Source organism: Allobosea sp. (assembly GCF_017308075.1).
Lineage (GTDB): Bacteria > Pseudomonadota > Alphaproteobacteria > Rhizobiales > Beijerinckiaceae > Allobosea.
The window spans coordinates 16858-29410 of the sequence record NZ_JAFKFX010000040.1 but is presented as its reverse complement, the minus strand read 5'-3'; the positions used below and the strand labels follow the sequence as shown (position 1 = coordinate 29410).

The following is a 12553-nucleotide window of genomic DNA, read 5'->3' as shown; positions in this document are numbered from 1 at the left end:
GCCGCCGCTTACTTGCCGGTCCAGACCGTGCCGGCCGGGTTGCTGATCGGCAGGCCGACCACATTGCCGTATTCGGTCCACGAGCCGTCATAATTGGCGACCTGGTAGCCGAGCACGCGCGAGAGGATGAACCAGGTATGGCTCGAGCGCTCGCCGATGCGGCAGGTGGTGATCACCGGCTTCGAGCCGTCGATGCCGGCCTCGGCATAGAGCTTCTTCAGCTCCTCGACCGGCTTGATCGTGCCGTCGGCCTGGTTGACCGCGCGGGCCCAGGCGACGTTGACCGAGCCAGGGATATGGCCGGCGCGCAGCGCCAGCTCCTGGAAGCCGGCCGGCGCGATGATCTTGCCGGAGAACTCGTCGGGCGAGCGGATGTCGAGGATGCGGGCGTCCGACTTCTTCTCGACGGTGGCGACGACGTCGGTCAGGCGCGCGCGCAGCTTGCGGTTCGGCTCGGCGACGGTGAAGGCCGAGGCCTTGACTGCGACGGGGTTGGTCGCGACCGGGCGCTTCTCCAGCTCCCACTTCTTGCGGCCGCCATCGAGCAGTTTCACATTGTCGCGCAGGCCGTAAATGTCGAACACCCAGGCGCCCCAGGCGGCGAACCAGTTGTTGCTGTCGCCGTAGAGGACGACGGTCGTGTCCTTGTCGACGCCGAGCTTGCGGGCGAGCGCCTGGAACTTCTCCGGGCTCGCAATGTCGCGCGAGACGGTCTCGACGAGATCGGTGTGCCAGACGACGTTCTGGGCGCCCGGGATATGGCCGCGCTCATAGACGCCCGGCTCGACGCTGACCTCGACGATGCGGACCTTGGGATCGCTGAGGTTCTTTTCGAGCCATTCGGTGGTGACCAGCGGCCCCGACTGGGCGAAGGCGGCAGTGCTGGCCAGCAGGCCCGCAGCCAGCGCCAGGGCGCCGCGGCGAAGAAGGGATATCACGGACATTCTCGGCTCCTTGCTGCCGACCGGCCGGTTTTCGCGGGCTGGGTCGGCTTGAAATTCGGAGCCGTCATGATTTCGCCACACCCCGCCCAAGAGAAGCCGGACAGGATTTTTTTGTTTGCTATCAAGGCGGAAGAAGCCAGTCGTACGACCTTGGTAGCGATAGAAGATTATTCTTTCGCAGCCGTTTTCGCCCCCGAGGCCGTTGCCTTGACCGAGCGCCAGATCGCCCAGCTCGCCTGGAAGCAGAGGCCGGCGACGACGAGGTCGAGCAGGTATTCCGGCCAGCGCACCGGCGCGAGCCTTGCCGCAAGCCCGACCAGCGCAAAGCCGGTGGTCGAGATCGTGTCGTTGCGGCTCGAAAGCCAGGTCGCCTTGATCACCGGGTTGGGTTCGCGCCGGAAGCGCCAGAGCGCGAGCACGATCAGATAGGCGATCAGGATCGCGCTTCCCGCCGAGAAGCCGAGCGTGAAGAGCTCGATCGGCCGCGGCCGCAGAATCTTGTCCCAGAGATCGTAGAGCGTGTGCAGCCCGGCGACCGCCATCACCGCGCCGATGCCGAGCGCCGCGAGCTTCTCCGCCCGCCCGTCACGGCCGAAGACCAGCGCCGCGATGCCGTAGAGCGCGACGTCGTAGACCCAGTCGACGCCGTCCTTGAGGAGCTGACTATTGCCGATGGCGAGCGCCCAGGCGACGACGAGGGCCGCGAAGATCAGGATGCCGAGCGCGATCGCCCAGATCGTCAGCCGATAGGCCCGCTCCACACTGGGAGCCACGGGGGCGGCATGGCCGGGCTCGCCCTGATTGCGAGTGCCTTCCCCGTCATGCCCGGGCTTGTCCCGGGCATCCACGTCTTCAGGCCGTCGAAGCCCATCGAAAGCCGACATGCGAGGCGCTCCAGAGCCGCCTCGCCCAGTGTCGCGGAAAATCCGCCCGTCGCAAGACGTGGATGGTCGGCACGAGGCCGACCATGACGACAGCGGATCGGTCAAGCAGCCTCAGCCGCGGCCGACGAAGGGGGCCTTGGTCGCCATCACCGTGACGGTGAGCACATTGGCCTCGAGCGGCAGGCTTGCCATGTGCAGAACCGTCGAGGCGACGTGGCCGACATCCATCACCGCCTCGACCTTGATCGAGCCGTCGGCCTGCGGCACGCCGGTCGTCATGCGCTGCGCCATCTCGGTGAGCGCATTGCCGATATCGACCTGGCCGACCGCGATGTCGTATTTGCGCCCATCGAGCGACGAGGTCTTGGTCAGGCCGGTGATGGCGTGCTTGGTCGCGGTGTAGGCGACCGAGTTTGGCCGCGGCGCATGGGCCGAGATCGAGCCGTTATTGATGATGCGGCCGCCCTGCGGCTGCTGGTCCTTCATCAGCTTGAAGGCTTCCTGCGTGCACAGGAACGGCCCGGTCAGGTTGGTGTCGACCACCTTCTGCCAGTCCTCGAGCGACAGATCCTCGAGCATGATGCCGCCCGGCGCGTTGACGCCGGCGTTGTTGAACAGCACGTCGAGCCGTCCGAACTTCTCCTTGGTCCTGGCGAACAGCGCCTTGACCGAATCCTGGTTGGTCACGTCGGTCGGCACAGCCAGCGCCTGGGCGGCATCGACGCCCGAGAGCTTGATCGTCTCCTCCAGCGCCTCAGTGCGGCGCCCGGCGAGCACCGTACGGTAGCCGTCCTTCAGGAAGGCGATTGCGACGGCCCGGCCGACGCCAGAACCGGCACCGGTGATGATGGCGACCTTGTTGTGCCCAGACATGCGTATCCTCGCGTTTCCCGTGTTTTCAACCGTTTCAGGCGGCAGGACCATAGCAGCGTATGCAGTATGCGGAACTGCTTTTCCAGCAGACCGGCTCCGCCCTCTCACTTGCCTGACGCAACGTCTGCCTTACTCTTCTAGCGAGGGAGGAAGCGCCATGACCAGCCTGAGCCGCCGCGGTTTCATCGCAGCCGGAGCCGCGAGCCTTGCCGCGCCGGCGCTGGCCCAGCAACCCGGCCATGAGCATCATGGTGGCCATTACGAGCGGCTGAACCAGCCCGGACGCATTCCGAAGCCGGCCCTGGCGGACTCGCAGAACGTATTCGATTCCCCCGCGCCGAAAGCCGCCGATCCCGGCCGCTGGAGCGCCAGGGCCTTGCTGCCGCTGCCCCGTTCGGAAATGGCCTGGGCGGCGGCGCATGACGAGCGCATGCATATCGTCGGCGGCTATGGCGAGCAGCGCACCGACCGGCCCTATCACCACGTCTACGATCCCAAGGCCGACAAATGGAGCGACGGCGCGCCTCTGCCGCAGGGCGCCAACCATGTCGGCGTCGCCTTTCTCGATGGCAAGCTCTACGCCATCGGCGGCTTCCTCGAGCAGAACCGCAAGCCGCATCCGCGCTGCTTCGTCTACGATCCGAAGAGCGACAAATGGGCCGAGATCGCGCCCCTGCCCCGCCCGGTCGGCTCGGCCGCCATCGTGGGCTTAGGTGGCCTGCTGCACTCGATCGGAGGGGCGATCGGTGACAGCACCGACACCAAGACCTCGGTCAACTGGCACCGCGTCTACGATCCCAAGTCCGACAAATGGAGCGAGCGTACGCCGATGCCGACGGCGCGCGACCACACCGGCACGCTGGCCATCGGCGAGCTGATCCATGTCATCGGCGGGCGGGTCGATAGCTTCCACACCAATTCGAACCTGCATCACGCCTATGACCCGGCGACCGACAAATGGGCGCCGCGCAACCCGCTGCCCACCGCCCGTTCCGGGCACGGCGCCGTGCTCTATCGCGGAAAAGTCTTCGTGATGGGCGGCGAAGGCACCAACCGCGTCTTCGGCCAGATGGAGGCCTATGATCCCGCCAGCGACGGCTGGGAGCAGTACGCCCCGATGCTGACCCCGCGCCACGGCCTCGGTGCCGCCCTGGTCGGCGACGCGATCCATGTCGCCGGCGGCGGCCCGATCATGGGCGGCGGCGTCCAGAGCGCAATCCACGAGGCGTTCAGGCTGGGCTGAGAACACCGGCAGCGCCCCTTGGCCGCCCCCGCAAGCGTTCCGGCAGGCTGACCGCCTGACAAGCTCCGACCGCGGGAGCCGGCAGGCGCTGAGATGTGCCCGCGAACGTCCGCTCCGGAGCGGGCTTTCGCCATCTGGACTGCTTTCCACCAAGCAAGCCCTGCCCATGTCGCGGGGCGCGGTGCTTGCGCGGCGATGGCAGGCTCGCCCCGACCTCTCGATGCCGCAACGCCTCGACTCGACCCGGCACGCGTTGGTCGTCCCTACGTTGCATACAAAATTCCGCATACCGACTTGTCGACAAGGCGCGACCGTTCTAGAAATTGCATACAAGAATTATCGCCACATACGGGAGGTCGACCATGAAGAATTTCCGCAGGGCCGCTTTGGCCATGGCAACGCTGGCGCTCGCCGCCGGCCCGGCTTTCGCCTTTCCGGACCGCCCGGTGCAGTTGATCGTGCCGTGGGCAGCCGGCGGCGGCATGGATGCGGTGATGCGGATCTTCGCCAACGGGCTCGAGGCCGAGCTGAAGCAGCCGGTCACCGTCATCAACCGCACCGGCGGCGGCGGCGTCACCGGCCACACTGCCATCGCGACGGCGACCGCTGACGGCTACACCATCGGCGGCGCCAGCCCCGAAATCTCCTTCTTCAAGACGCTCGGCCTCGGCGACCTGACGCCGGAGAGCATCGACATGTTCTCGCGCGTCTCGCTGATTCCGGCTGGCGTGACGGTGAAGATGGATTCGCCCTACAAGACGATCGCCGACTTCATCAAGGCGGTGAAGGAGAGCCCGAAGGGCACCTTCACCTCCTCGGGCACAGGCATGGGCGGCTCCTGGCATGTTGCCGCCGGCGGGCTGATGAAGGCAGCGGGCCTGCCGGCCGATCAGATCCGCTGGGTGCCGAGCAATGGCGGCGCACCTGCCCTGCAGGACCTCGCGGCCGGCGGCATCAGCGCCTTCACCGGCTCGCCGATCGAGGCCAAGGCGATGCTGGATGGCGGGCGCGTGCGCACCATCCTGCTGATGACCGAGGAGCGGCACCCGAACTTCCCGGACGTGCCCAGCGCCAAGGAGGCCGGTCTCGACTGGACCTATCAGAACTGGTTCGCCATCGCCGCACCGAAGGGCGTCCCGGCTGATCGGCGCAAGATCCTCTACGAGGCGGCCGAGCGCACGATGAAGCGCGAGGACGTCCGCAAGGGCATGGCCGATCGCGGCATCACCCCGGTCTGGGACACGCCGGCCGAGCTCCAGGCCTATGTGAAGACCTTCGGCGAACGCGGCAACGCCGTGCTGAAGGAACTCGGACTCGCCAAGAACTAAGCCCCGGATTCCGCGGCACCGAAGGCGCGGCGGGAAACTGCCGCGCCTTTTTCACATCCTGAAGACGCCGAAGCGGGTCTCGGGGATCTCGGCGTTGAGACAGGCCGAGAAGGCGAGCGCCAGCACCCGGCGCGTCTCCGAGGGCAGGATGATGCCGTCGTCCCAGAGCCGGGCCGTCGCGTAATAGGGCGAGCCTTCGGCCTCGAACTGGTCGCGGATCGGCGCCTTGAAGGCCTCGGCCTGCTCGGCAGTCCAGGGCTTGCCGGCCGCCTCGAGATTGTCGCCGCGCACCGTCGCGAGCACGCTCGCCGCTTGCTCGCCGCCCATCACCGAGATCTTCGAGTTCGGCCATGAGAACAGGAAGCGCGGCGAATAGGCCCGCCCGCACATGCCGTAATTGCCGGCGCCGAACGAGCCGCCGACCAGCACGGTGATCTTCGGCACCCTTGCCGAGGCGACGGCGGTGACGAGCTTGGCGCCGTCCTTCGCGATGCCGCGCGTCTCGAAATCGCGCCCGACCATGAAGCCGGTGATGTTCTGCAGGAAGAGCAACGGAATCCGGCGCTGGCAGCACAGCTCGATGAAATGCGCGCCCTTCAGCGCGCTCTCCGAGAACAGGATGCCGTTATTGCCGATGATGCCGACCGGGATGCCGTGGATGCGGGCAAAACCGGTGACAAGCGTCGTGCCGTAGAGGCGCTTGAACTCGTCGAACTCCGAACCGTCGACCAGCCGGGCGATGACCTCGCGGATATCGTACTGCTTCTTCAGGTCGGTCGGGACGACCGCTTCGAGCTCGTCCGCCGCATAGAGCGGCTCGACGCTCTCGGCGATGTCGATGTCCGGGCGCTTGACGCTGTTGAAATTGCCGGCGATGCGCCGGGCGATCGCCAGCGCATGGGTGTCGTCGCCGGCATAATGGTCGGCGACACCGGAAAGCCGGGCATGGACGTCGGCGCCGCCGAGATCCTCGGCCGAAACGACCTCGCCGGTCGCCGCCTTCACCAGCGGCGGGCCGCCGAGGAAGATCGTGCCCTGGTTCTTGACGATGATCGTCTCGTCCGACATCGCCGGGACATAGGCGCCGCCGGCGGTGCAGGAGCCCATCACCACCGCGATCTGCGGGATGCCGAGCCCGGACAATGTCGCCTGATTGTAGAAGATTCGTCCGAAATGCTCGCGGTCCGGGAAGACCTCGGTCTGGTGCGGCAGGTTGGCGCCGCCGGAATCGACGAGGTAGATGCAGGGCAGGTTGTTCTCGCGCGCGATCTCCTGCGCCCGCAGATGCTTCTTCACCGTCATCGGATAATAGGTGCCGCCCTTGATGGTGGCGTCATTGCAGACCACCATCGCTTCGCGGCCGGCGACACGGCCGATGCCGGCAATCATGCCGGCGCCATGCACATCCTTCTCATACATGTCATAGGCGGCGAGCGAGCCGATCTCGAGGAAAGCCGAGCCCGGATCGAGCAGGCGCAGCACGCGCTCCCGCGGCAGCAGCTTGCCGCGCGCGGTATGGCGCTCGCGCGAGCGGGCATTGCCGCCGAGGGCTGCGGTAGCGCGCCGCTCCTGCAGCTCGCCGCGCAGCGCGGCCCAGGCCTCGGCATTGGCGCGCGTCTCGGCCGAATTCAGGTCGACCTTGCTCTCGATGACCGGCACGACGCGCTCCCTGGCGAAATCTCTCCTCGGGGTTATGGCGCGGCGCGCGAAAAACGCCAACCGGCGCCCGCGCCCAGATGCGCCGTGCGCAAAGCCGGGCCGGACCGCGCCATGGCCCTGCGCGGTCACGTTGGACATTTGTCCTAGACAGAATTAGGACGGTTGACCTACATTCATGAGAATGGACCGGATCGATTCGGGGTTGAAGGCCGTGACCGAGAGGACGACCCGCGAACGCATCGTCGAGACGGCCGACCGGCTGTTCTACGAGCGCGGTTTCGCCCATACCTCATTCGCCGACATCGCCGCGCCGATCGGCCTCTCGCGCGGCAATTTCTACTATCATTTCAAGACCAAGGACGAGATTCTCGACGCCGTGATCGAGCAGCGTCTCGCCAATACCGGCCGCATGCTGGCGCAATGGGCGGATGGCGACGACGACCCGGCAGCCCGCATCCGCAGCTTCATCGACATGCTGATCGCCAATCGGGCGAAGATCATGGCCCATGGCTGCCCGGTCGGCACGCTCTGCAACGAGCTGGCGAAGCTCGACCATTTCGCCCACCCCCGGGCCGGCGAGGTCTTCACGCTGTTCCGCGACTGGCTGGCCCGCGAATTCGCCAGGCTCGGCCGCACGGCCGACGCCGATACGCTTGCCATGCAGCTCCTGGTCCAGAGCCAGGGCGTCGCGACGCTCGCCAGCGCCTTCCGGGATGAGACGTTCGTCCGCGGCGAGGTCGCACGGATGCACGCCTGGCTGGATGCGCAAGACCGCCCCATACCGGCCGCGTGATGCCCGGCCATTCCCCGTCGTTTTCCTGGAGAGGTCGCAGCCATGTTTGTCATCTTGCTCAGATTCTCCGGCGAGAAGGACCGAGCCGCCGAACTGATGGGCGGACATAACGCCTGGCTCGCGCGCGGCTTCGCCGACGGCGTCTTCCTGCTCGCCGGCAGCCTCCAGCCGAAGCTCGGCGGCGCGATCCTGGCGCATGCGACGACGCTGCCCGAGCTTCAGGCCCGCGTGAGCGAAGATCCGTTCGTGGCGGAACGCATCGTCGAGGCCGAGATTCTCTCGATCACGCCCGGCAAGGCCGATGAGCGCCTCGCTTTCCTCCTCGGCGGCGGTGCGGCTGCCGGGATCGCCAGCCGGTGAAAAGGACGATCCCGCTCCCCGGCGGAGTTCAGGCCGCCGGAAAGTCCGGCCGCCTGGGAATGGCGACTAATCCCGCATGCGCCTGACCGAGCGGGTCACCGTCGGCGCCGAGACGGCCCCGATCGCGCCGCCCGCGACCGCCCCGATCGGCCCGCCGATCAGCGCCCCCGTGCCCGCGCCTGCCGCGGCCCCGGCGATGCGTTGATCCGTGGTCGTGCAGGCGCCCAGCAGGGCCGCCAGGCAGCCCGCCAACAGAAATGTCCTCATCTTCATCCTCAAGAATTCTCTGATGGGGCCAGGATGGGCGGACATGGTCAACGGGACGTGAACAGCGCCCGCGACCGCCGCAGCACCTCAACCGGGCAGGACGGTCGGGCCGAAGACATGCTCGAACTGCGCCCGCAGGACGCTGTCGACCTCGGGCATGGTCAGCGGCAGGCCGAGATCGACCAGCGAGGTCACGCCATGGCCGGCGATGCCGCAGGGCACGATGCCGTCGAAATGCGAGAGCTCCGGCTCGACATTCAGCGAAATCCCATGGAACGAGACCCAGCGTCGGACGCGGATGCCGAGCGCGGCGATCTTGTCCTCGACCTCGGCGCCCTTCTCCGGGCGGCGCACCCAGACGCCGACGCGCTCCTCGCGCCGTTCGCCGCGGATGTTGAACTGATCGAGCGTGCCGATCAGCCAGGCCTCCAGCGCGGCGACGAAGCGCCGGAGGTCGGGCTCGCGGCGCTTCAGGTCGAGCATCACATAGGCGACCCGCTGGCCGGGACCGTGATAGGTGAACTGCCCGCCCCGGCCGGTGCGGTGCACCGGGAATCGCCCCGGCGCCAACAGGTCCTCGTCCTTCGCGGAGGTGCCGGCGGTGTAGAGCGCGGGATGCTCGACCAGCCAGACCCGCTCGGCCGCAAGCCCGTCGGCGATCAGCGCCGCCCGTGCCTCCATTTCGGCGACGGCGGCCTCGTAACCGACCGGAGCCTCGGCAATCACCCATTCGACCGGCGGCGAACCTGCCTCGGGCAGGAAAGAAACCGCCAGCGCCTCGCGCGTCTTCACCTTGGATTAACCCTGTCCGTTCAACTCTCGGTAACCGGCTCGCCCTTGCCGCGCCGTGCTCATGCGCCGTTTTCCACGTCGCTGGCAAGTTCGTAGAATCGTTGTGAAGTAGGTCCCCGGAGGCGGATTTTGAAGGCTGATCTCGATCTCGTCTCGATAGAGCTGACCGTGGTGCTCGGTTCGACCCAGATGCCGATCTACAAATTGCTGCGCATGGGCCGCGGCGCAATCATCGAGCTCAATTCCAGCGAGACCGACGAAGTCCAGATTCTCGCCAACAACCACCCCTTCGCCAAAGGCCATGTCGTCGTCAGCGGCACCCGAATCTCGGTCGAGATCACCGAGATGCTGAAGCGCCCGACCGTGTTCACGCTCGACACCGTCGCCGAAGCCGCCTGAATCGCGCGCATTGCACAGCGCCGGGCGCCCCCGGCCTCGCCTTCAGGGGTTGTCCCCAGCGCTTCGCTTGCCGGAAACGGCCTTTGAGCCGCCTATTTTCGCGCTTTTCGGCCTGTTTCACGCCGAAAGAGACCGGTTTTCCTGGGACCCGGCGTTAGCCGCCGAAACTTATCCCGATTTTCCTTCTCAGCCTCTTGTGGCCTGAGATTCCATTTGGTAGACCCACGCCGCTCTCGGAGTTCACCGCCACTGCGCGGCCGAGCTTCGAGCCGCTGCGGTCATGGCGGAATTGGTAGACGCACTACCTTGAGGTGGTAGCGGGGAGACCCGTGGAGGTTCGAGTCCTCTTGACCGCACCAAATTTGGGCTGATGCCCCGGGAACGGCGATCCGCAAGGGTCGCCGTTTTTCGTTGCGGCTGCCGTGTTTTCGTCGCGAAACGGTCATGCCGCGTTGCCACGAGGGCGCGCCGCTGACACAAGGGCGGCTCGCCGCCTGCAAGCGAATCCCCAGCCTCGAATCCTGGAGCCGGACCGATGGTGGAAGCCGAGAGCGCTCCCGACGAAAAGCTGGCGCGGCCGATCCGCGACGAAGACGGCGTCATGGACGAAGGATTCGTCGAGCAGGTCTCGCAGGCCGTCCTGCTCTCGGACCTGACGACGCTGCGCGATCTCGTCGGCGACCTGCACGAGGCCGATCTCGGCGGCCTGCTCGAAGCGCTCGACAGCGAGGAACGGCCGAAGCTGATCTCGCTGCTCGGCGGCGATTTCGACTTCACCGCGCTGACCGAGGTCGACGACGCCGTCCGCGAGGAGATTCTCGACGAGCTCTCGCCGGAAACGGTCGCCGAGGGCGTGCGCGAGCTCGACACCGACGATGCGGTCTACATCCTCGAGGACCTCGACGAGGCCGACAAGAAGAAGATTCTCGACCGGCTGAGCCCGGCCGAGCGCAGCGTGCTGCAGCAGGGCCTCGACTATCCCGAGGGCTCGGCCGGCCGGCGCATGCAGGCCGAGCTGATCGCCGTGCCGCCCTTCTGGACCGTCGGCCAGACCATCGACTATCTGCGCGACACGCAGGACCTGCCCGAGCGCTTCTTCGAGATCTTCGTCGCCGACCCCGGCCACCGTTTCGTCGGCACGGTCCGGCTCGACCGGCTGCTGCGCACCAAGCGGCCGGTCAGCATCGCCGATCTGATCGAGGACGACCGCCGCATCGTCCAGGCCGATGACGACCTCGAGGACGTGGCGCGGATGTTCCAGCGCTACGATCTCGTCGCCGCCCCGGTCGTCGACAAGAGCGGCCGCCTCGTCGGCGTGATGACCATCGACGACGTCGTCGACGTCATCGAGGATGCGGCGGACGACGACGTCAAGCAGCTCGGCGGCGTCAATGCCGACGAAGAACTCTCCGACCCGGTCGGCGAGGTCGCGCTGAGCCGCTTTCGCTGGCGCTTCATCAGCCTGATCGCCGCCTTCATCAGCGCCTCGGTGATGGCGATGTTCGAGGCCCAGCTCTCCAAGCTGGTCGCCCTCGCCGTGCTCGCGCCGATCGTCGCCAGCCAGGGCGGCAATGCCGCGACCCAGACCATGACGGTGGCGATCCGCGCCCTCGGCACCGGCCAGCTCGGCAGCTGGAACCGGACGCGCTTCTTCCGGCGCGAGATGATCGTCGGCCTGTTGAACGGCGTCGCCTTCGCGGTGATCACCGGCACGGTCTCCGGCTTCTGGTTCGGCAATCTGATGCTCGGCGTAGTGATCGCGCTCGCCATGGTCGCGACCCTTGTGGTCGCGGCGCTCGCCGGCGTCGTCGTGCCGCTCGCGCTTGACAAGGCCGGCATCGACCCGGCGATCTCGTCCGGTACCTTCGTCACCACGGTCACCGACGTCGTCGGATTCTTCTCCTTCCTCGGCATCGCGACAATCCTGCTGCGCCTGGGCTGACCCAGGGAAAGCCGCAACGGCCGAAGAAAAACCGGTAACGTAAACCGAGCGTCAAGATTTCTCCGCAATCTTGCCGAGGATGACGCTCCGCCGCATGCCACACCGATTTTCAGCCTCGCTCGTCCTCGCTGCCGCGCTCGCCGTGCTGGGTGGTTGCGTGGCGCTGGACCATTATCCGAGCAAGGGCGATGCGCGCCCCCATCCCGGGGTCGAGGCGGCGCGCCGGTATCCGATCCAGGGCATCGACATCTCGCGCTGGCAGGGTGAGATCGACTGGGCCTCGGTCAAGGCCGCCGGCACCCGCTTCGCCTATATCAAGGCGACCGAGGGCGGCGACCATATCGATCCGGCTTTCCAGAGGAACTGGGAGGGCGCGCGCCGGGCCGGTGTGCCGCGCGGTGCCTATCACTTCGTCTACTGGTGCCGTCCGGCCCATGAGCAGGCGGTCTGGTTCAAGCAGCAGATCCCGAACGATCCCGACGCCCTGCCCCCGGTGCTCGACGTCGAGTGGAACGGCCATTCCAAGACCTGCCCGAAGAAGGTCGAGCGCTCGCTGGCGCTGGAGAAGATCCGGCTGATGCTGACCGAGCTAGAGCAGCTCACCGGCAAGAAGCCGGTGATCTACACCGACATCACCTTCCACAAGGACGTGCTGGAAGGCGAGTTCGACGACTACGCCTACTGGATCCGCTCGACGGCAGCCAAGCCAGAGGCGCGCTACAACAACCGGCGCTGGTCGTTCTGGCAATTCACCACCACCGGGCGCATTCCCGGCATCAAGGGCGATGTCGACCGCAACGCCTTCTACGGCAACGAAGGCGAGTTCGCCGGCTGGCGCGAGGGCCGCTTCGACATCGGCACCCGGACCTGGACGCGCGAACGTGGCGTCCCGCCCAATCCGACCCCCGGCCCCGAACATCCACCGGTCGCGACGCTGCCGGGCGCGGCCGCCCCGGTCGCGGCATCGCGATTCCATCCGGCGAGCCTCGGCCAGGTCGCCGAGCAGGGCGAAGCCGAGGCGGAGTGAGCCGGCGGCGGCAGCGCCTCACCGGTTAACCAAGGCTGAAGC

The 12553-nt window shown here is 67.1% G+C and carries 13 protein-coding genes and 1 tRNA gene; 8 read left to right on the top strand and 6 right to left on the bottom strand.

Annotation, left to right across the window (positions count from 1 at the left end):
• Positions 1 to 8: 8 nt before the first annotated feature.
• The 3 genes from J0J10_RS20845 to J0J10_RS20835 all read right to left on the bottom strand — a co-directional run bounded on the left by J0J10_RS20845 (position 9) and on the right by J0J10_RS20835 (position 2701).
• A complete protein-coding gene (locus J0J10_RS20845; RefSeq protein WP_291648839.1) occupies positions 9 to 944 on the bottom strand; it encodes a sulfurtransferase in 936 nt (311 codons plus the stop codon).
• Positions 945 to 1111: 167 nt separating this feature from the next.
• Complete coding sequence (locus tag J0J10_RS20840; protein WP_291648837.1) at positions 1112 to 1828, bottom strand: cation efflux transmembrane domain-containing protein; 717 nt, start codon at positions 1826 to 1828, stop codon at positions 1112 to 1114.
• A 111-nt stretch (positions 1829 to 1939) separates the two neighbouring features.
• The gene (locus tag J0J10_RS20835) at positions 1940 to 2701 is read right to left on the bottom strand and encodes an SDR family oxidoreductase (RefSeq protein WP_291648835.1); all 762 of its coding nucleotides are present in this window, start codon (positions 2699 to 2701) and stop codon (positions 1940 to 1942) included.
• 157 nt (positions 2702 to 2858) lie between these two features.
• On the opposite strand from J0J10_RS20835, the gene J0J10_RS20830 reads away from it, so the two are divergent.
• Together J0J10_RS20830 and J0J10_RS20825 are read left to right on the top strand one after the other, a co-directional pair.
• Positions 2859 to 3944 (top strand): Kelch repeat-containing protein, encoded by a 1086-nt coding sequence (locus J0J10_RS20830; RefSeq protein WP_291648834.1) that lies wholly within the window; start codon positions 2859 to 2861, stop codon positions 3942 to 3944.
• 362 nt (positions 3945 to 4306) lie between these two features.
• A complete protein-coding gene (locus tag J0J10_RS20825) occupies positions 4307 to 5272 on the top strand; it encodes a tripartite tricarboxylate transporter substrate binding protein (RefSeq protein ID WP_291648832.1) in 966 nt (321 codons plus the stop codon).
• A gap of 51 nt (positions 5273 to 5323) precedes the next feature.
• Here J0J10_RS20825 and J0J10_RS20820 read toward each other — a convergent pair whose 3' ends face one another.
• Positions 5324 to 6931 (bottom strand): carboxyl transferase domain-containing protein, encoded by a 1608-nt coding sequence (locus tag J0J10_RS20820; protein WP_291648829.1) that lies wholly within the window; start codon positions 6929 to 6931, stop codon positions 5324 to 5326.
• 211 nt (positions 6932 to 7142) lie between these two features.
• Between J0J10_RS20820 and J0J10_RS20815 the strand changes: the two genes are divergently transcribed.
• The gene (locus J0J10_RS20815) at positions 7143 to 7724 is read left to right on the top strand and encodes a TetR/AcrR family transcriptional regulator (protein WP_291640828.1); all 582 of its coding nucleotides are present in this window, start codon (positions 7143 to 7145) and stop codon (positions 7722 to 7724) included.
• A 42-nt stretch (positions 7725 to 7766) separates the two neighbouring features.
• Positions 7767 to 8084 carry a YciI family protein gene (locus tag J0J10_RS20810; protein ID WP_291648827.1) on the top strand — a complete coding sequence of 106 codons (318 nt, stop codon included), beginning with the start codon at positions 7767 to 7769 and terminating at the stop codon, positions 8082 to 8084.
• A gap of 66 nt (positions 8085 to 8150) precedes the next feature.
• On the opposite strand, the gene J0J10_RS20805 is transcribed toward J0J10_RS20810, so the two are convergent.
• Both J0J10_RS20805 and lipB read right to left on the bottom strand, forming a co-directional pair.
• Positions 8151 to 8351: a hypothetical protein gene (locus tag J0J10_RS20805; RefSeq protein WP_291640824.1), complete on the bottom strand. Its 201-nt coding sequence runs from the start codon at positions 8349 to 8351 to the stop codon at positions 8151 to 8153.
• Positions 8352 to 8438: 87 nt separating this feature from the next.
• Positions 8439 to 9143 carry a lipoyl(octanoyl) transferase LipB gene (gene lipB, locus J0J10_RS20800; RefSeq protein WP_291640822.1) on the bottom strand — a complete coding sequence of 235 codons (705 nt, stop codon included), beginning with the start codon at positions 9141 to 9143 and terminating at the stop codon, positions 8439 to 8441.
• Between the two features lie 129 nt (positions 9144 to 9272).
• Here lipB and J0J10_RS20795 point away from each other — a divergent pair, with 129 nt between their 5' ends.
• The 4 genes from J0J10_RS20795 (at position 9273) to J0J10_RS20780 (ending at position 12511) form a co-directional block, all read left to right on the top strand.
• Positions 9273 to 9542, top strand: a complete 270-nt coding sequence (locus J0J10_RS20795; RefSeq protein WP_291648825.1) for a FliM/FliN family flagellar motor switch protein — start codon at positions 9273 to 9275, stop codon at positions 9540 to 9542.
• Between the two features lie 274 nt (positions 9543 to 9816).
• Positions 9817 to 9901 (top strand) — tRNA-Leu (locus tag J0J10_RS20790).
• A 176-nt stretch (positions 9902 to 10077) separates the two neighbouring features.
• On the top strand, positions 10078 to 11484 hold the full coding sequence (gene mgtE, locus J0J10_RS20785) for a magnesium transporter (RefSeq protein ID WP_291648822.1): 1407 nt from the start codon (positions 10078 to 10080) through the stop codon (positions 11482 to 11484).
• 94 nt (positions 11485 to 11578) lie between these two features.
• The gene (locus J0J10_RS20780) at positions 11579 to 12511 is read left to right on the top strand and encodes a glycoside hydrolase family 25 protein (RefSeq protein WP_291648820.1); all 933 of its coding nucleotides are present in this window, start codon (positions 11579 to 11581) and stop codon (positions 12509 to 12511) included.
• Positions 12512 to 12553 lie beyond the last annotated feature (42 nt).

What these genes read in the sequence shown, in the direction of transcription:
- J0J10_RS20845 (WP_291648839.1), bottom strand. Translation starts at nt 944, where the DNA reads ATGTCCGTGATATCCCTTCTTCGCCGCGGCGCCCTGGCGCTGGCTGCG.
- J0J10_RS20840 (WP_291648837.1), bottom strand. Translation starts at nt 1,828, where the DNA reads ATGTCGGCTTTCGATGGGCTTCGACGGCCTGAAGACGTGGATGCCCGG.
- J0J10_RS20835 (WP_291648835.1), bottom strand. Translation starts at nt 2,701, where the DNA reads ATGTCTGGGCACAACAAGGTCGCCATCATCACCGGTGCCGGTTCTGGC.
- J0J10_RS20830 (WP_291648834.1), top strand. Translation starts at nt 2,859, where the DNA reads ATGACCAGCCTGAGCCGCCGCGGTTTCATCGCAGCCGGAGCCGCGAGC.
- J0J10_RS20825 (WP_291648832.1), top strand. Translation starts at nt 4,307, where the DNA reads ATGAAGAATTTCCGCAGGGCCGCTTTGGCCATGGCAACGCTGGCGCTC.
- J0J10_RS20810 (WP_291648827.1), top strand. Translation starts at nt 7,767, where the DNA reads ATGTTTGTCATCTTGCTCAGATTCTCCGGCGAGAAGGACCGAGCCGCC.
- J0J10_RS20805 (WP_291640824.1), bottom strand. Translation starts at nt 8,351, where the DNA reads ATGAGGACATTTCTGTTGGCGGGCTGCCTGGCGGCCCTGCTGGGCGCC.
- mgtE (WP_291648822.1), top strand. Translation starts at nt 10,078, where the DNA reads ATGGTGGAAGCCGAGAGCGCTCCCGACGAAAAGCTGGCGCGGCCGATC.
- J0J10_RS20780 (WP_291648820.1), top strand. Translation starts at nt 11,579, where the DNA reads ATGCCACACCGATTTTCAGCCTCGCTCGTCCTCGCTGCCGCGCTCGCC.